15 protein-coding genes are annotated in these 19,026 nt (G+C 49.8%); all 15 read left to right on the plus strand.

Annotation, left to right across the window (positions count from 1 at the left end; translation table 11 throughout):
• Positions 1 to 25 precede the first annotated feature (25 nt).
• The 15 genes from M2133_RS00690 to M2133_RS00760 all read left to right on the plus strand — a co-directional run bounded on the left by M2133_RS00690 (position 26) and on the right by M2133_RS00760 (position 18,997).
• Positions 26 to 4,108, plus strand: coding sequence for a two-component regulator propeller domain-containing protein (locus tag M2133_RS00690; RefSeq protein WP_277464032.1), 4,083 nt, complete (start codon positions 26 to 28; stop codon positions 4,106 to 4,108).
• Positions 4,109 to 4,218: 110 nt separating this feature from the next.
• On the plus strand, positions 4,219 to 5,391 hold the full coding sequence (locus M2133_RS00695; RefSeq protein ID WP_277464033.1) for a glycosidase: 1,173 nt from the start codon (positions 4,219 to 4,221) through the stop codon (positions 5,389 to 5,391).
• A gap of 27 nt (positions 5,392 to 5,418) precedes the next feature.
• On the plus strand, positions 5,419 to 6,807 hold the full coding sequence (locus M2133_RS00700; RefSeq protein WP_277464034.1) for an MFS transporter: 1,389 nt from the start codon (positions 5,419 to 5,421) through the stop codon (positions 6,805 to 6,807).
• Positions 6,804 to 7,970, plus strand: coding sequence for an AGE family epimerase/isomerase (locus M2133_RS00705; protein ID WP_277464035.1), 1,167 nt, complete (start codon positions 6,804 to 6,806; stop codon positions 7,968 to 7,970). Before M2133_RS00700 ends, M2133_RS00705 begins: the two co-directional genes overlap by 4 nt.
• A 9-nt stretch (positions 7,971 to 7,979) precedes the next feature.
• The gene (locus M2133_RS00710; protein ID WP_277464036.1) at positions 7,980 to 9,086 is read left to right on the plus strand and encodes a glycosyl hydrolase; all 1,107 of its coding nucleotides are present in this window, start codon (positions 7,980 to 7,982) and stop codon (positions 9,084 to 9,086) included.
• Between the two features lie 81 nt (positions 9,087 to 9,167).
• Positions 9,168 to 10,376, plus strand: a complete 1,209-nt coding sequence (locus tag M2133_RS00715; RefSeq protein WP_277464037.1) for an L-serine ammonia-lyase — start codon at positions 9,168 to 9,170, stop codon at positions 10,374 to 10,376.
• A gap of 33 nt (positions 10,377 to 10,409) precedes the next feature.
• Positions 10,410 to 11,396, plus strand: coding sequence for a glycoside hydrolase family 43 protein (locus M2133_RS00720; protein WP_277464039.1), 987 nt, complete (start codon positions 10,410 to 10,412; stop codon positions 11,394 to 11,396).
• Between the two features lie 131 nt (positions 11,397 to 11,527).
• Entirely contained in the window at positions 11,528 to 12,157 is a 630-nt protein-coding gene (locus M2133_RS00725) for a TetR/AcrR family transcriptional regulator (RefSeq protein ID WP_277464040.1), read from the plus strand.
• A gap of 3 nt (positions 12,158 to 12,160) precedes the next feature.
• Positions 12,161 to 13,444 (plus strand): TolC family protein, encoded by a 1,284-nt coding sequence (locus tag M2133_RS00730; RefSeq protein ID WP_277464041.1) that lies wholly within the window; start codon positions 12,161 to 12,163, stop codon positions 13,442 to 13,444.
• A 192-nt stretch (positions 13,445 to 13,636) separates the two neighbouring features.
• The gene (locus M2133_RS00735) at positions 13,637 to 14,515 is read left to right on the plus strand and encodes an HlyD family efflux transporter periplasmic adaptor subunit (RefSeq protein ID WP_277464310.1); all 879 of its coding nucleotides are present in this window, start codon (positions 13,637 to 13,639) and stop codon (positions 14,513 to 14,515) included.
• A gap of 37 nt (positions 14,516 to 14,552) precedes the next feature.
• Complete coding sequence (locus M2133_RS00740; RefSeq protein ID WP_277464042.1) at positions 14,553 to 15,479, plus strand: ABC transporter ATP-binding protein; 927 nt, start codon at positions 14,553 to 14,555, stop codon at positions 15,477 to 15,479.
• 33 nt (positions 15,480 to 15,512) lie between these two features.
• The gene (locus M2133_RS00745; protein ID WP_277464043.1) at positions 15,513 to 16,259 is read left to right on the plus strand and encodes an ABC transporter ATP-binding protein; all 747 of its coding nucleotides are present in this window, start codon (positions 15,513 to 15,515) and stop codon (positions 16,257 to 16,259) included.
• 4 nt (positions 16,260 to 16,263) lie between these two features.
• Positions 16,264 to 17,370, plus strand: a complete 1,107-nt coding sequence (locus tag M2133_RS00750) for an ABC transporter permease (protein WP_277464044.1) — start codon at positions 16,264 to 16,266, stop codon at positions 17,368 to 17,370.
• 12 nt (positions 17,371 to 17,382) lie between these two features.
• On the plus strand, positions 17,383 to 18,468 hold the full coding sequence (locus tag M2133_RS00755) for an ABC transporter permease (RefSeq protein WP_277464045.1): 1,086 nt from the start codon (positions 17,383 to 17,385) through the stop codon (positions 18,466 to 18,468).
• Between the two features lie 289 nt (positions 18,469 to 18,757).
• Complete coding sequence (locus M2133_RS00760) at positions 18,758 to 18,997, plus strand: hypothetical protein (RefSeq protein ID WP_277464046.1); 240 nt, start codon at positions 18,758 to 18,760, stop codon at positions 18,995 to 18,997.
• The last annotated feature ends 29 nt before the right edge of the window (positions 18,998 to 19,026 follow it).

Genomic DNA, 19,026 nt, shown 5'->3' on the forward strand with positions numbered 1-19,026 from the left:
ACTTTGAATGACGAATTCAAAACGCATGAGAATACGCTATCTTTTAATCCTTTGTTTTTTGTGCCGGATAGTCCAGTTGTCTGCTGATATTCAGTATCAGCAAGCTAAAATATTCAATTCATTGCAAGGATTATCCAACCTGAAGATCAACAGTATCGTTCAGGATAAGAAAGGTTATATCTGGGTGGCGACTGAAGATGGACTGAATCGGTTCGATGGTTATTCTTTTACGGTCTACCACCAGAAAGACAACGACTCCACATCGTTGACAAACAATTATATTACTACGCTCTGTTATGATTCCGGGAACCGTCTGTGGATCGGTACACTCAGTGGATTGCAATATTATGATGACCAGTCGGAATGTTTTGTGAAACAGAGATTCGAAGAAACGGAAGATTCGACATCGCAGGATTCGTATAACTGGATTATGGAAGACTCCCGGAAAAATATCTGGTTCAGCATCGACAACCGGGGCGTATTAAAGTATTCACCACAAACCGGAGAAAGTGTTTTGTATCTATCGATCGCGGACGGAGGTGAATTATGCAGTAAATATGTGCGTCATATCGCAGAAGATAAGGCCGGAAATATCTGGTTTACTTCATTCGATAACGGCCTGTCGGTATGGAATGTATCGACGAATGCCTTTGCCCATTACAATCAGAATAATAGTGATTTACCCACCAATTCCGTATTGCGGATTATGCCGCTTCGCGATGGCAGGATGCTTATTTCTACATTGGGGAACGGACTGTATACCCTGGATCATGCCTCCGGAAAGATTGAACGGATGGCGCCCGACATAACCGCTTTTGCCATCGAGCAGATCAGTGATGATGCGGTATTAATCGGAACGGAAGGGGAGGGACTATTGATTCTCGATGTAAATAAAAAAGCGCTCTATCCGCATCCGGCGATCCCCAGGCAACGACACGATATGGTGAACAGTAAAATACATTATATCGTAGAGGATAAGAATGGGAACCTGTGGCTGGGCATGTTCAATGACGGGCTTTGTTATTTGCAGAAAGAACCCGATGGCTTTACCCGTTACAAGCGCGATTTCGATCATGCGAACTCTTTGAGTTACGGACAGGTGACGGGAATAGTCGAAGACAAACAGGGGAATATCTATTTCTCTACCGATGGCGGAGGATTAAACTATTACCATAGAACGACCGGCCAATATACCCATTACAAGCATGATGTAAACAACCCTTCGTCATTGCCTGATGACGCGGTGGTCAGTGTCTTCTGTGATAGCCGGGGAAAGATCTGGGCGGGGACCTATATCGGGGGATTATGTACGTTGGATGAATCTACCGGTACATTCAAATCCTACCGACACACGAAAGACGCCCATAGCCTGCCGGGCGATTACGTCCGGAGCATTACCGAAGACAAGCAACAAAACCTCTGGATCGGTACGGAAGGAAATGGGATCAGTTATTTCAATCCTCGGACGGAAACATTCACAAACTATTCGGCCACGCAATACCCCGGTTTTATTTCCGACTATGTCACGATGACTTACCTGCAAGGAGATCATACCTTGTGGATCGGCAGTTATTCCGGTATTTGCCGTTTGCATATCGAAAGTCAAACATTCGAAAGTTACAACTCGGACCCTCTGGTGAAGAATCTGTTTATCTTCAGCATCGTCGAAGATACTGCCGGGCATATCTGGGTCGGTACATCCTCCGGGTTGTACACATTCGACGCTGCAAATAACCGGTTTGAGATTCATGACTTGTCTGCGATATCAAAAAGGAATCTTTCGGTCAATGGCATTGTATCGTACCCAAACGAATTATGGCTCAGCACCAATGAAGGCATAGTCTGTTACCTCCCGAAACACAGGCAGGTGAAGAAGATAATCAACAATAACGACCTGGGCGGTATCGCTTTTCTCCGGTCGTCGTATTATAAAAGCCCGCAAAATGAGATTTTCTTCGGGGGAGCCAACGGTTGTTACTCCTTTTTCCCGGATAAAATGGATTTGAATGAGTATGCCCCCAAGGTTTATATTACCGGATTGGATATATTCAACGAACCCATCACCGTGGGGAAGCCTCACAACGGCCGGATCTTGTTGGGTCAATCACTCGAATACACCGATGAACTTGTGCTCAAATATTCGGAGAATACGTTTACGATCCGTTTCACGTCTCCCACCGCGCTCTACCCGGCTTCCATCTCTTATATGTGCCAGTTGGAAGGAGCGGATAAGCAATGGGTATCCTTTCCTTCTACGCTGCAAAGCGTAACCTATGCGAACCTTTCGCCCGGCACCTATACCTTTCAGATCTATGCCAGCAATATTCCGGGATATCTTCCGGACAATATCACATCGTTGACCCTTAGAGTGCTGCCGCCACTCTGGCTGACCTGGTGGGCTAAACTGGCGTATGTCGTGTTGACGATAGGCCTTTTTGTGTTGGTGTTCAGAGTGATATACGGAAGGATGAAAGACCGGAATGCTTTGCAGATGGAGAAAATGAAGGCGAAAAAGCAGGAAGAACTCAATCAGAGTAAGATGCAGTTCTTCACCAATATAAGCCATGAATTCCGGACGCCACTGACTCTTATCATCTCCCCGTTGAAGGATATGTACGAGCAGGAGAGTGACTCCAAAAAGGCGTATGCGATAAAGATGATCCTTCGCAATGCCAATCGTCTGTTGCAATTGATCAATCAGATCCTCGACTTGCGCAAAGCGGAAAACAACCATATCGATCTGCATGTGCAGCCCATCGACCTGGAATTGTTTATTACGCATTTCATCGAATTCTTCTCCGATACGTTGGAGCGGAAGAAGATCACATTGTCGACACAATATATTACGCCGGGCATGGTGATCTGGTACGATCCCGATTTGCTGGAGAAATGTTTGTACAACCTGTTCTCGAATGCACTGAAATTTACTCCCGAAGGCGGACGTATCCATATTGGGGCAGACCGCTCGGACACAGGAACGATCCTGTTGCGTGTTGAAGATAACGGCTGTGGCATCCATAAAAAAGAAATACCCTATCTGTTCGATCGTTTCTATCTGGGAGAGTTCTCGGCGAGTTCGGGAACCGGTATCGGCCTGCATTTTGTCAAAACAATCGTCGAACTGCATAAAGGAAAGGTGACGGCAGAAGGAGAAGAGGGTGTGGGCAGTATATTTACGATCCATATCCCGGAAGGAAACAAGCATTTCGATGCGGCAGTTGTCAATGAAACTCCTTGGTTGCCAGAAAATACAAACCGGAAACCGATTGAGCCCCATCTCGATCGGGATGAAAACCTGCCGGAAGAGTTTCCTTGGGAAAAAATAACGGACGGAAAGAATAAACCGACAGTACTCTTGGTGGAAGATGAATACGATATGCGCGCGTATATCCATCAGGAATTATCCCCTTTTTATCAGGTAATAGAAACCAATAATGGCCGCGAAGCATTATCTAAACTGCAAACGATCGAACCCGATCTCATTGTGTCGGACATCATGATGCCTGAAATGAACGGCATCGATTTCTGCCGTATTGTGAAAGAGAATATGGACACCTGCCATATTCCCGTGATCCTGCTTACGGCCAATCAGGATATCGAACAGCAATTCGAAGGATTGGAGACCGGAGCCGACAGCTATATTATCAAACCTTTCCATATCCATTATCTACGCATCCGCATCCGCAAGCTTTTGGAAATGCGGAAAAAGATGCAAGCCAAATTCAATAAATTGTTGAATGCCGAACCGCAAGAGATCGAAGCGGTCAATCCCGATGAAGTCTTGTTGCAGAAATGTATGGATTATATCCGTGCGAACCTTTCCGATACGGATCTGTCTGTCGAGAATATGGCCAAAGAGATGTTTATAAGCCGCGCCCATTTACACCGCAAGATAAAAGTCCTGACCGGCAATAGCCCGATTGAACTAATCAAGATCCTTCGGATGAAACAGGCAGCTTACCTGTTGGAAACCGGAACCCAAACCATTGCTGAGGTCGCTTACCAGACCGGCTTTAATTCCCCTTCTTATTTCAGTCGCCGCTTCAATGACTATTGGGGTGTTTACCCCACTGTATATGTGCAAAATCTTCGTTCGGAGAAGGAGTAAAGAAGCCGGGAATACATTTTTACATCTTTCAAATACAAAAATACATCACCATTCACCCCCTTGGTCGATAGCTTTGCAGTGTAGTTTAATTAATAACAGATTGCATTGCGATGAATACATTATTTGCCTCACGCCTTCATGCGGTTACCGCTGAATATGAAACATTGGTTTCATTGAAAAATACCCCGGTATTGCCCGGAAACGGAATAGTTGAACGTTATAAAAATCCGATATTGACAGCAGCACATGCCCCTGTGTTCTGGCGGTATGATATGAATCCGGAAACCAACCCTTATTTTATGGAGCGTTTCGGGATCAATGCTACGTTCAACGCCGGAGCGATCAAATGGAAAGATAAATATATCCTGGCTGTGCGCGTGGAAGGGAACGATCGGAAATCATTCTTTGCCATTGCCGAAAGTCCGAATGGGATCGATAATTTCCGCTTTTGGGACTATCCGATTGTGATGCCCGAGATCGACAATCCCGATACTAACGTATACGATATGCGCCTGACCGCCCATGAAGACGGCTGGATTTACGGTATCTTCTGCACCGAAAGGAAAGACCCGCAGGCACCGGCAGGTGATCTGTCGTCGGCTGTGGCAGCCGCAGGCATTGCCCGTACCAAAGACCTGAAGAACTGGGAGCGCCTGCCTGATCTGAAATCGAAGAGCCAGCAGCGCAACGTCGCCTTACATCCCGAATTTGTCCAGGGTAAATACGCGCTCTATACCCGCCCACAGGATGGATTTATCGATGCCGGTAGCGGCGGAGGGATCGGTTGGGGACTGGTCGATGATATGACAAAGGCAGAGATTACGGAAGAAAAGATTATCAATCTGCGTTATTACCACACCATCAAAGAACTGAAAAACGGAGAAGGACCTCATCCGATCAAAACCCCGAAAGGCTGGCTGCACCTTGCCCATGGCGTGCGTGCTTGTGCGGCGGGACTTCGCTACGTCTTGTATGTCTATCTCACCGATCTGGAAGACCCGACCCGAATCATTGCCGAACCGGCAGGACATATCCTGGCGCCTCAGGAGGATGAACGCGTTGGCGATGTGTCCAATGTCCTGTTCACCAATGGCTGGATAGCGGATGATGACGGTACGGTTTATCTCTATTATGCCTCTTGCGACACACGTATGCATGTGGCCGTATCGAGTGTAGATCGCTTACTGGACTACTGCCTCCATACTGCTCCGGATGGATTCCGTTCGGCAGCTTCGGTGCAGACGCTCACGGAAATCATTCGGAAAAATCAGGCATTAAAGTAATAACTTTCTGTCTTATATCATTATACCATGAACACCCATAAAGTTACATTAAAAGAAAAAATAGGATACGGGCTGGGCGATGCCGCCTCCTCGATGTTCTGGAAACTATTCGGCATGTACCTGCTCTTCTTTTATACCGATATATTCGGGATAGAAGCCGGCATTGTCGGTACGATGTTCCTGATCACACGCGTATGGGATTCGCTGTTCGATCCTGTCGTAGGCATATTGGGTGACCGCACGGAAAGCCGTTGGGGGAAGTTCCGCCCCTATCTGCTTTGGATCGCCCTGCCCTTCGGCATTCTGGGCGTACTGACATTCACTACGCCGGACTGGAATGTGACGGGAAAGATTATTTATGCCTATATCACCTATTCCCTGATGATGATGGTGTATTCCCTGATCAACGTGCCCTATGCTTCGCTGTTGGGGGTGATGTCGTCTGATCCGAAAGAACGTACGGCCCTGTCTTCCTACCGGATGATTTTTGCTTTTCTCGGAAGCATACTCGCCCTGGTATTGATCGAGCCTTTGGTGAAAATCTTCGGTAACGACGGACAAAACCTCACGCGGGGATGGTCGTTGGCCGCTTTTGTCTTCGCAGGTATCGCCGTGGCTTTCTTCTGGTGCACTTTCTCCTGGACAAAGGAACGTGTACGCCCCATCAAAGAAAGCCGGAATCCGCTCAAGGACGATGTCAAAGACTTATTGGGCAATAAGCCCTGGTGGATCCTGTTGGGTGCCGGGATTGCCGCCCTGATCTTCAACTCTATCCGCGACGGTGCTGCTGTCTATTATTTCAAATACTATGCCGTAGCGCCGGAGGCATTCAATCTCGGTATTTTCGGTTCCGCCCTTTCGCTGACAACACTCTACCTTGTACTTGGACAGGCGGCCAATATCCTGGGTATCTTATTGGTTAGCCCGGTCTCGAACCGCATCGGAAAGAAAAACGCGTACCTTTTCGCTATGGTCCTGGCTACGCTCCTGAGTATCGGCTTTTTCTTTATCGATAAAGAGAATATCGGCCTGATGCTGCTTTTGCAGGTATTGATCAGTGCGTGTGCCGGAAGTATATTCCCGCTCTTATGGTCGATGTATGCTGACATCGCCGACTTCTCGGAATGGAAAACCGGACGACGGGCCACCGGATTGATCTTCTCTTCTTCTTCCATGTCGCAGAAGTTCGGCTGGTCGATCGGAGGAGCACTTACCGGTTGGCTATTGGCCTATTTCGGATTCCAGGCCAATGTGGAACAAACGGCAACGGCACAGGAAGGCATTCGTATGATGCTTAGCATACTGCCGGCGGCGGGCACTTTATTGTCTGTGGTATTTATCTATTTCTATCCGCTGACCGAGCAGAAACTCAAAGAGATCACCGCGGATCTGAACCTCAAAAGAACAAACCAATGAACGGCTTCACCAAAGAACTGACCGACAATATCCTGCCTTTTTGGATAAATAAGATGCAGGACAACACATACGATGGCTTCTACGGCCGGATGGATGGGCAGAACACCCTCGATCCGTACGCCAACAAAGGAGCCATCCTTAATGCCCGGATCCTCTGGACGTTCTCGGCTGCCTATCGCATTCTGCAACGGCCGGAATACAAAGCGATGGCGGAACGGGCTTTTGACTATATCCTCAATCACTTCATTGACACCGCTTATGGAGGCGCCTATTGGGAACTAGACTACAAAGGTAATCCGGTGCATACGAAAAAGCAGGTCTATGTGCAAGGCTTTATGTTGTACGGCTTCTCTGAGTTCTATCGGGCAACGGGCAATTCGCAGGCTTTGGAACAGGCGATACTCTTTTTTCATCTGATAGAAAAATGTTACGATCCGGAAGCGGGTGGTTATTTCGAAGCCTATACGCGGGAGTGGCAACCGATTGAAGATATGCGGTTGAGTGAGAAGGATGCCAACGAAAAGAAAACGATGAACACCCATCTGCATATCCTCGAACCCTACACCAATCTATGCCGTATATGGAAAGATGAAAGTCTCCTCAAGGCGCAGAAACGACTGATCCGGACCTTCAAGGAGCATATCCTGGATAAAGAGACCCATCACTTGCATCTCTTTTTTGATGAACACTGGAGGGTCAAATCTACCGCCCTGTCTTATGGCCATGATATCGAAGCCTCGTGGCTTTTATACGAAGCAGCCGAGGTCTTAGGCGACGAGCCATTGTTGGAAGAGATCAAACCGCTTTCCGTTTGCATTGCCCGGGCGGCGGTGGAAGGGCTGGAGCCCGACGGCAGCATGATTTATGAACGCGAAGGCGACCATAAAGACAAAGAGCGACACTGGTGGGTTCAGGCGGAAGCTGTTGTCGGTTTGATGTATGCCTGGGAGAATACCGGTGACCACTCTTTCAAAGTCGCCGCGGAGAAAGTCTGGACGTACATACGCGAACAGATCACTGATCCCGTCAACGGCGAATGGATCTGGAGCCGGCGCGATGACGGCACGGTCAATACCCGAGACGACAAAGCCGGATTCTGGAAATGCCCTTACCACAACGGCCGTATGTGTTTAGAAATGATTGAACACTTTAATCTTAAATAAATAAACAATATGAAAAGATATCTAATCGCTTTGATAACAAGCCTCTTGTTTATTTCCTGCGCGCAAAACCAACATCTTCCCATCGACAAAGAAGCGACAGCGGAAACCGTAAACCTTTACCAACGTCTCTTTAGGAATATGGATAAAGGAATTCTGGTGGGACATCAGGACGCATTGGCGTATGGCCATAATTGGTATAAAGAACCCGGACGTTCGGATGCCAAAGACGTGGCGGGCGACTATCCGGCAGTGATCGGATGGGAGTTGGGACATCTTGAACTCGGCGCGGAATACAACCTCGATTCAGTCTATTTCGCCGATATGAAACAGTATATCAAAGAGACCCATAAACGCGGAGGTATCACCACGGTGAGCTGGCATGGCGATAATATCGTGACCGGCAATACGGCATGGGATTGCGCGCAAGACTTCGTTGTCAAAGCCGTCCTGCCTATGGGTATTAACCATGGGAAATACCTCTCGTGGCTCAACCGGTTGAGTGATTTCTTTCTCGATCTGAAAGATGAAAATGGGAAATACATTCCGGTGATCTTCCGCATGTATCATGAACATTCGGGGGGCTGGTTCTGGTGGGGGAGTGAACAGTGTACGCCGGCGCAATACAAACAATTGTGGATCATGACGGTCGACTACCTGCGCGAGAAGCGCCATGTACATAACCTGCTCTATGCCTATTCGCCTTCCGAAACCAGAGACGAAGCGGAGTTTCTCGAACGCTATCCCGGGGATGACTATGTCGATATCATCGGCTTCGACTGTTATGCTACCGGCAGCGACGCGACGGCTGTGGCCAATTACAAAAAAGCATTAGACCATAACCTACAGATCATAACCTCTTATGCGCAGCAGTCGGGCAAACTGCCTGTTATAGGTGAAACAGGTATGGAGGCCATACCCTATCCCCAATACTATACAGATGCTGTTTACACTGTCATTAATCAATACCGGATAGGGTGGGTGTTGTTCTGGCGTAATGCATGGGAACCGGATAAACCGAATCATTTTTATGTGCCGTTTGAAGGACATCCTTCTGCTATTGATTTTAAGGAATTTGTAGCGAAACCGAATATATTCATGAATGCAGATATAAAGTAAAATCCGGATTCTCCCTGTTGATTGATTTATTTATACCTTTGTGCTGGCAATTCATGCCGTCAATAAGAAGAAAAGAAAGAAATGGAGTCAATCAGACAAATATTCCGGATCGGCTATGGGCCTTCCAGTAGCCATACGATGGGGCCCAGAAGGGCTGCGCAGATGTTTTTGGAGCGAAACCGACAGGCGGAGTCTTTTATTGTGACCCTGTACGGGAGCCTGGCGGCGACCGGTGTGGGGCACTTGACCGACCGGGCCATACTGGATGTATTGGAACCTGCCGCACCGACGACGATCCAGTGGGAGCCGAAGATCTTCCTGCCTTTTCATCCCAATGGCATGCGTTTTGAGGCTTTCAACGCCCAAAAGGATCTGATGGAGGTGTGGACTGTCTACAGTATTGGTGGCGGCACATTGGCCAACGAACATTTCAATGAGCAGAAAGCCGCTGAAGTCTATGATATGCATACGATCCGGGATATCCAGACCTGGTGTGAGAAGAAAGGTACTTCCTATTGGGAGTATGTCGAATACTGCGAAGGACCGGAGATCTGGGACTATATGGCCGAGGTCTGGGAGGTGATGCAGAGCGCGATCACCCGTGGGCTGGAAGCGGAAGGGGTATTACCCGGAGGATTAGGCGTGCGCCGGAAAGCGTCGGACTATCTGATCCGTGCCAAAGGCTATAGCGGAAGCATCAAGAACCGGGGTAAGGTATATGCCTACGCCTTGGCGGTATCGGAAGAAAATGCCAGTGGCGGCAGGATCGTGACGGCGCCTACCTGTGGCTCGTGCGGTGTATTGCCGGCGGTATTGTATAACCTGAAGGAGTCGCGTGAGTTTCGTGACTCCCGGATCCTGCGGGCATTGGCGACTGCCGGATTATTCGGTAATGTGGTGCGCACGAATGCTTCGGTCTCCGGGGCGGAGGTCGGATGCCAGGGCGAGGTCGGTGTGGCCTGTGCGATGGCTGCCGCGGCTGCCAACCAACTTTTCGGAGGAACGCCGGCGCAGATTGAATATGCGGCGGAGATGGGCTTGGAACATCATCTGGGTTTGACCTGCGATCCGGTATGCGGACTGGTACAGATCCCCTGTATCGAACGAAACGCCTTTGCTGCCGCCCGCGCGCTGGATGCCAATGCGTTCTCGAGCTTCTCGGATGGACGCCACCGGGTGAGCTTCGACCAGGTGGTGGAAGTGATGCGCCAGACAGGCAACGACCTGCCGAGTCTGTACAAAGAAACCTCGGAAGGTGGCCTGGCAAAGAATATGGAAAGGCAAGAATAGTTTTTTTAGACAACAAATAATAATCTACGTTTTATGAAACAACAACTTTATTTATTGGCTGCTTTGGTGCTGTTAGTCGCTTGTGGGCAGAAGAAACAGGAAGCTGCCGCTGTGCAGATGAGTGGAAACCCCGTCTTTGAAGGTTGGTATGCCGACCCGGAAGGCATTATCTATGGCGATACCTATTGGATCTATCCGACCTGGAGTGATTTGTATGAGAATCAGACGTTCTTCGACTGTTTCTCGTCTAAGGATCTGGTGAACTGGACGAAACATTCCCATATCCTGGATACGACGGAGGTGAAGTGGGCGAAGATCGCCATGTGGGCGCCCGCGGTGATCAGTAAGGACGATAAGTATTACCTTTTCTTCGGAGCCAATGATGTGCACGAAGGCGAGGTGGGCGGTATCGGCGTGGCCGTGAGCGACCGGCCGGAAGGACCCTACAAAGACCTGTTGGGCAAACCGCTGATCAATGACATTATCAACGGCGCGCAACCGATCGACCAGTTTGTCTTCCGCGATGACGACGGTACGCATTATATGTATTATGGCGGATGGCGCCATTGCAATATCGTGAAGCTGAATGACGACTTTACGGAGCTGGTTCCTTTCCCCGACGGCGAGATCTACAAAGAAGTGACACCGGAGAACTACGTGGAAGGACCGTTTATGTTTAAGAAGAACGGTAAGTATTACTTTATGTGGAGCGAAGGCGGCTGGGGCGGTCCCAATTATTGTGTGGCGTATGCGATTGCCGATTCACCTTTCGGTCCGTTCGAACGTATCGCTACGATCCTGCAACAGGATGAAGAGGTGGCCACCAGCGCCGGACATCATTCCATTATGAATCCGCCCGGAACGGAAGATTATTATATTGTGTATCACCGTCGTCCGAAAGGAATCAAAGAGCGTGATCACCGGGTGACCTGTATCGACCGAATGACTTTCGATGAAAATGGCTTTATCAATCCGGTGAAGATGACGTTTGAAGGCGTTGCTGCGCATCCGATAAAATAGTAAGAGCCCGAAGGCTAAATATAAATAACGTTAAAAGAGAGACAAATAAGCTTGTCTCTCTTTTTTTTGTTTACATTTGACACGTGTGTCAGACAGAGAAGACAAAACAATAAATAACAATTGAACGGAGCATGAGTGAGCAGGAAGGAATAGACATGGAAGCACGCATCCTGGAAGCGGCGAAGGTCGTCTTTGTGCGCAAAGGATACAACCAGACGACGATGACGGATATCGCCAATGAGGTGGGCATCGGGCGCACAGCTTTACATTATTATTACCGGACGAAGGAGATGCTTTTCGAAGCGATCTTCGGACAATTGATGGGTAGCATTCTTCCGAATATAAAACGGATCGTAGAGGAAGATATTCCGGTGATCGAGAAGATACAGCAAGCGATCGACCAGTATATCGAAGCCTTACAAGAGAATTTCCTTTTCCCCATTTTTGTGGTTTCGGAGATGAACCGGGATCCGGAACATCTCTATCAGGTCTTATTAAAAGATCCGGATAAAGTATTGCCACTTTTGCGCTTGCGGGGCGAAATTGAAGAAGAGATGAACAAAGGGAACCTGAGAAAGATACCCTTACTGGAAGTCATTTCTGTTCTTATAGGCTCTTTGGTATTTCCTATCCTCTTGCGGAATCCTTTGTCTACGATTTTCATGGATGGGGATATGGAGAAGTATAAAAGTTATATAGCCGAGCGCGGGCCGTTTGTGAAGGATTTGGCTCGGAGGGTGTTAAGTAATTATGAATTATGAATTATGAGAAGAGGGGGGTATATACTTTTGCTTTTAGGGGTGGTGCTGTCGATATGGGCACAAGAGAGGGTGTCGTTGGAGGAATGCCGGCAGTGGGCGCGAATGAACTATCCGTTGATTCATCAGTATGGATTGATTGACCAGACGGAACAGTATAATCTGTCGAATGCGGCAAAGAGCTGGCTTCCCCAGTTCGCGGTGCATGCGCAGGCGACGTACCAGAGTGAGGTGACGCGTCTGCCGTTGGACACGGAGAAGCTCTCTTCCCTTATTCCCGGCTTTGATCTGCCGACGGTCAGCAAAGATCAGTATAAGATTACCGCCGAATTGAACCAGACGATCTGGGATGGCGGCATAAGCCGTTCGGTCCGGGAGATCACCCGCGCCGAAGCGGCGGCGAACCGGGAGCAGTTGGAAGCGGATCTTTATGCCTTAACGGAACGAGTAGATCAGCTTTACTTCGGTGTTTTGTTGCAGGATGAGCTCTTGCGGCAGAACGAACTGTTGCAGAAGGAACTGGGCGTGAATATCGAACGGATCGCGGCGATGATCGCCAACGGCACGGCCAATCTCTCCGACCGGGAGAGCCTTGAGGTGGAAGTATTGAATACAAAACAGAAAAGGATCGATATCCAGGCTTCCCGCTCGGCTTATCTGCAGATGCTTGCGGCTTTTGTGGACAAACCATTAGGGAACGTATTGTTGGAAACGCCCGTATGGCCGGGCTTTGATCGCTCGATGGCGATCCATCGTCCGGAACTGAAGGCGTTGGACGCGCGTATCTCACTGATAGACGCGCAAAACAAACAGATCCATGCCGGCCTGATGCCTCGCCTGGGGGCTTTCGTGCAGGGCGGTTATGGGCGTCCGGGCTTGAATATGCTGGAGGATAGTTTCAATCCGTATTATATTGCCGGCTTGCGTTTCTCCTGGAACTTAGGCAATCTGTACACGATGAAGGACGATCGGCGGAAGATCGAAACGAATATGCGCGGCCTTGCCTTGCAACGGGAGACTTTCCTTTTCAATACCCGCCTGCAACTGATCGGGCAGGATGCCGAAGTGCAAAAGATCCAAAAGCAGATCGAAACGGATGAAGAGATCCTGCGTTTGCGTAGCAGTATCAAACGGGCGGCGGAAGTGAAACTGGAGAATGGCGTGATCTCCGTAACCGATCTGATCCGGGAGATCAACGCCGAAGACCTCGCCCGGCAGGCGGCGGCGACACGGCAGGTGCAGTATCTGATGGCAGCTTACAAGTATGGGGTGATGCAAGGACGCGAATGATAATACTATCTAAGCTCCTCTCCTGGACAGGAGAGGGGGACCGCTGCTTGCAGCGGTGGAGAGGTTGTCTTTTGCCTAGAAACAACCACTCCACCATCGCAAGCGATGGTCCCCCTCGCCTGACCAGGCGAGGAACCGAGATAGATCAATGATAATTATAATAGTAAAGATATGAAACAGGTTATAATAACGATGGTATGCCTGATTGGGCTGATGGGGTGCAACCGGGGCAAGGTGAACTACGATGCGTCGGGGGCTTTCGAGGCGACGGAGGTCTTGGTCTCGGCAGAGGCGAACGGCAAGATTATGGAGCTGAATATCCTGGAGGGCGATCGGCTGCCGGCCGGTGCCGTTGTCGGCTATGTGGATACGACCCAGCTCTACCTGAAGAAGATGCAATTGGCGGCCGGATTGCGTTCGGTCGATATCCGCAAGCCGGATATCCGCAAGCAGATCGCTGTATTGGAACAACAGATTGCCACCGCGCGCACCGAGCAGCAGCGCATGGAGAACCTGGTTCGTGCCAAGGCCGGCAACCAGAAGCAATTGGATGATATTGTCTATCAGATCGATTTCCTGCAGAAACAACTGGATGCGCAAAACTCTACCTTAAACAAAACAACGCATAGCGCCGATGCCGAGATGGAAGGCCTGCTCTATCAGATTATGCAGTTGGACGATCAGTTGCAGAAGAGCCGGGTGGTGAATCCGCAGACGGGAACCGTATTGGTGAAATATGCCGAAGCGGGTGAGGTGACGGCTGCCGGCAAGCCGCTTTATAAGATCGCGGATCTGGAATTGTTGTACCTGCGTGCGTATGTGACGGCCGATCAGTTGTCGCAGATCAAATTGGGTGATGCCGTGCGTGTCTTTGCCGACTATGGCGATGAGCAACGGGAGTATCCCGGTACGGTGACCTGGATCTCCGCCCAATCGGAGTTCACCCCCAAAGGCATTCAAACGCGCAATGAGCGGGCGAACCTGGTGTATGCCGTGAAGATCGGGGTGAAGAACGACGGGTATCTGAAGTTGGGGCAGTACGGAGAAATTAAATTGACAATTGACAATTGACAATTGACAATTGGCTAAAGCCGATCTTTGATTAACAATGGAGAATGGGATTAACATAGAAGGGGTTTCGAAGGGGTACGGCAAGGTTCAGGCGTTGCGCGGTCTCTCTTTGACGGTTCGGCCGGGTGAGTTGTTTGGATTGATCGGTCCGGATGGGGCAGGCAAGACGACGCTTTTTCGGATCCTGACGACCTTGTTGTTGGCCGATCAGGGGCGGGCTACGGTTTGCGGACGGGATGTCGTGCAGGAGATGATGCGGATCCGTCAGCTTGTCGGGTATATGCCGGGGCGCTTCTCGTTGTATCCCGATCTGTCGGTGGAGGAGAACCTGCGGTTCTTTGCGACGGTGTTTCAGACGACTGTCGAAGAGAATATGGATCTGATCCGGGATATCTATGTGCAGATCGAATCTTTCCGCAAGCGCAGGGCGGGAAAGCTGTCGGGTGGTATGAAGCAGAAATTGGCGCTTTGTTGTGCGATGATCCATCGGCCGGAGGTGTTGTTCCTGGATGAGCCGACCACGGGTGTCGATCCCGTCTCCCGCGTGGAGTTCTGGGATATGTTGGATCAGTTGAAGACGCAGGGCATCACGATCCTGGTCTCTACGCCTTATATGGATGAGGCTTCCCGTTGCGACCGGATCGCCTTGATGCGTGATGGGCAGTTGCTGTCGGTCGGCACGCCTTCGGCGATCCGTTCTTCCTACACGCATTCGTTATGGGCGGTGCGTTCGGCGGCGATGTACCCGTTGTTAAAGGATTTGCGCGCTTTTCCGGCGACCTTCTCCTGTTTTGCTTTTGGCGATACGCATCACCTGGCTTTTCGGGAAGAGGCATTGAAGAACAAGACGGAGGATCAGTTGAAAGAAGAGCTGACCGCCTATCTGGTTGAAAAGAAACATACCGATCTCCTGTTGACAAAGATCGAGCCGGGGATTGAAGATTGCTTTATGAGCTTGAGATAGTCCTTTGATATTTTAAGAGAGAATAAAATAGAAATGAAGAATAGGGCTTTTGTTATAGAAACGGATCAGTTGACGAAGCGGTTTGGCAACTTTACCGCCGTCGATCATATCTCTTTCCGCGTGGCGGAAGGGGAGATCTTCGGTTTCCTCGGCGCCAACGGAGCAGGCAAGACCACAGCAATGCGTATGCTCTGCGGGCTGTCGATCCCAAGCTCCGGCCAGGCGACCGTTGCCGGTTATGATATCTATAAAGAGTCCGAGCAGATCAAACGGCATATCGGTTATATGAGCCAGAAGTTCTCTCTTTACGGCAACCTGAAGGTTTGGGAGAATATCCGCCTGTTCGGGGGCATCTATGGCCTACCGGCCAAGCGATTGGCGGATAAGACTGAAGAACTATTACACACGCTCGGCCTGGAGAAGGAACGGGAGACATTGGTCGACGCCCTGCCGCTGGGTTGGAAGCAGAAGCTTGCCTTTTCAGTGGCGATTATCCATGAACCAAAGATTGTGTTTCTGGATGAACCGACGGGAGGGGTCGATCCTGTGACCCGTCGCCAGTTCTGGGAACTGATCTACGAGGCGGCCGCGCGGCAGATCACCGTCTTTGTGACCACCCATTATATGGATGAGGCGGAATATTGCGACCGCGTCTCTATTATGGTCGACGGGCGCATCGACGCTTTGGATAGTCCGGCGGCGTTGAAGCAGAACTACGGAGTAACAACCATGAATGAAGTCTTTCAGGCCCTGGCCCGGAAAGCTACACGGGAGGAATAAGGCGATGAAACAGTTCATATCGTTTATACAAAAAGAATTCTACCATATCTTCCGGGATGGGCGTACGTTGTTTATCCTCCTGGCGATGCCTATCGTACTGTTGATTCTCTTCGGCTACGCCATTACGACGGAGATCAAGATGGCACCCGTCACGATTCTCGATTACAGTCGCGACGCCGTGACCCGAAGTATCGCCGACCGGCTGATGGCCAGCGAGTATTTCGAACTGTATCGCTACAGTGAAAACCAAGATGACGTACAAGCCTTGTTCCGCCAGGGAAAAGCGAAGCTTGCCATTGTCTTCCCGCCGCATTTTGCCGACGATCGGGATAGCCGGGTGCAGATCCTCGCCGATGCTACCGATCCGAACGAAGCGACGCAACTGGCTTCGTATGCCGCGGCGATTATCCAGGCCGAACTATGGGAAGAGCAAAGGATTGAGATGACTACACTGGCCGACGGTGGCCGCGTCACGCCGGTAACTCATCTGTTGTATAACCCGCAGATGAAAGGTGCGTACAACTTCGTGCCGGGTGTGATGGGACTGATCCTGATCCTGATCTGTGCTTTGATGACTTCGGTGGGCATCGTCCGTGAGAAAGAGATGGGTACGATGGAAGTATTGTTGGTCTCGCCTCTGAAGCCGTTGTCTATCATTGTTGCTAAAGCAATCCCTTACCTGTTGGTCAGTATGGTGAATGTAGCTACGATCCTGATGCTTTCTTATTTTCTGTTGGAGGTGCCGATTGTCGGTAGCCTGACGCTGTTGATCGGCATCTCGATCCTGTATGCCCTGGTGGCGCTCTCTCTGGGTTTGTTTATCTCGACGGTGACGCAAACGCAGCAGGCGGCTATGCTGATCAGTGCGTTGGTGTTGATGCTGCCCGTGATCCTGTTGAGTGGCATGGTCTTTCCGGTGGAGAATATGCCGCGGCTGTTGCAGTGGTTTTCCCATATTGTGCCGGCGAAGTGGTATATCATCGCCGTCAAGGATGTGATGATCAAAGGAGTACCGCTTAGTGGGGTATTGAAGGAAGTGGGCATCCTGTTGTTTATGGCTTTCTTTATCCTTGTGTTGAGTGTCAAGCGTTTCAAAACCCGTTTAGAATAGAGGAGGAGTGAGATGTTACGCTATCTATTAGAAAAAGAATTCAAACAGATCCGGCGCGATGCGATCCTGCCGCGCATTATCTTCCTGTTGCCGGTGCTTCAGTTGTTGATCCTTCCGTTTGCCGCCAACTTCGAGATGCGCAATATCAACCTGGGCATTGTCGATCAGGATCAATCGCTCACTTCGCGGCGGCTGACCGACAAGGTGCTTTCTTCGGGTTATTTCCGCCTGAGTGATGTCGCGCCCTCGTACGATGAGGCCCTGCAACGCATTGAAAACAATACGACCGATATCCTGTTGGAGATCCCTTCGGGCTTCGAACGCGACCTGGGACGCGAAGCGGAGGTCGAAGTTCTCATTGCCGCCAATGCCGTGAACGGAACCAAAGGCGGCATGGGCAGCGCTTACCTGACACAGATCATCGAGCAGTTCAATGCCGAACGACAAGGCCTCGCTACCGTCTCCCGCGTGATGCCCCGCTTCCTCTTTAACCCGCATCTGAACTATAAAAACTATATGGTGCCCGGCATCCTGGTGTTTCTGATCACGATCATCAGTGGCTTCCTTACCGCCTTGAATATCGTCAGTGAGAAGGAGCGCGGCACGATCGAACAGATCAATGTTACGCCTATTCCCAAGGCACTATTCCTCCTGTCGAAGCTGATTCCTTTCTGGATCATCGGTTTTATCCTGTTGACGATCGGCATATTGATCACCTGGATCGTCTATGGGCTCACGCCGCTGGGTAGCTTTGGCGTGATCTACCTCTTCTCGGCAATCTATGTGATTGCTTTTACGGGCATGGGGCTGGCGATCTCGTCCATCTCGTCCAACCAGCAGCAGGCGATGTACACCGCTTTCTTCTTCCTGATCATCTTTGCCCTGTTGAGTGGCCTGTTTACCCCCGTAAGCAGTATGCCTCCATGGGCACAGACGTTGACTTTGTTCAATCCCGTGCGATACTTCGTCGAAGTCATGCGCATGGTCTACCTCAAAGGCAGCACCCTGTCCGACCTCTCGGGTTACTTCGGAGCTGTCTGCCTCTTCGCCATCGCTTTCAACGCCTTGGCTGTAATCAGTTACCGTAAGAAAGAATAACAAGCCGTCTTTTTTTGCCAAGTCCTACGTCTTTTTTTGCCCGTCCGCCTCCTTTTTTCGGTATGACCTACCTCTAAAATTATTTTGAGGTACCTCAAAAACAATTATGAGGTACCTCAAAACAAATTTAGACGTACCTCATAATTACTTTTGACGTACCTCTAACTATTTTTTCTGCCCAGCCCTACCCAAAAGAGACGCTGAAGAAAAAGAAAAGAGACCGGGATGTCGCTGGAAAAAGGTTTTATTTTGTATCTTTGTGGATACAGTAGTTCGAAAAATAAAAGCAATGACAGTATTGGAAAGAAAAGAAAAACTAATAGCTGCTATACTTAACGATCCGGATGAAGAGCGGTTTGCTGAGTTGGAGAGTATATACGAAAAACTCTCGATGCCTTCTTTCATGTGTTCCGTTGAAGAATTGAATGAGAGTATACGTCGGCAGGAAGAAGATTTTGCGGCAGGGAAAATCAAAACCATCCCTCATGAAGAAGTGAGGTTGACGCGAAAGATAGCCTATGAAGATTAGTTGGATGCCCAAAGCCTTGCGCGACATGA

This window comes from Parabacteroides sp. PF5-6 (assembly GCF_029504695.1).
Taxonomy (GTDB): domain Bacteria; phylum Bacteroidota; class Bacteroidia; order Bacteroidales; family Tannerellaceae; genus QVMG01.